The organism is Undibacterium sp. Ji83W, from assembly GCF_049340385.1.
In the GTDB taxonomy this organism is placed as follows: Bacteria; Pseudomonadota; Gammaproteobacteria; order Burkholderiales; family Burkholderiaceae_D; genus Undibacterium.
Window position 1 is genome coordinate 1 of record NZ_JBMPOZ010000081.1, and the last position, 282, is coordinate 282.

1 protein-coding gene is annotated in these 282 nt (G+C 50.7%); it reads left to right on the plus strand.

All coding sequences use genetic code 11. The annotated features are described in order from the left end of the window. Positions 1 to 282, plus strand: a 282-nt coding sequence (locus ACO0LD_RS31835; RefSeq protein WP_423013552.1) for a transposase, incomplete at both ends; no start/stop codon positions are given.

Genomic DNA, 282 nt, shown 5'->3' on the forward strand with positions numbered 1-282 from the left:
GAGAACGCGATCCGGAAATGCGTCAGACCAAAAAAGGTAATCAATGGCACTTCGGTATGAAGGGACACATTGGCGTGGACAGCAAGACCAAATTGATACACAGCGTTGTCGCAACGGGTGCCAATGTCCATGACAGCCAGGTATTGCCTGACTTACTGCATGGACAAGAGACGCGTTATTGGGGAGATTCTGCCTATATAGGCCAAAGGCAGGCTGCGCGTAGCAAAGCACCAAAGGTAAGAGATTTTACGAACTGCCGCGCTACACGCAGTCACCCTTTGA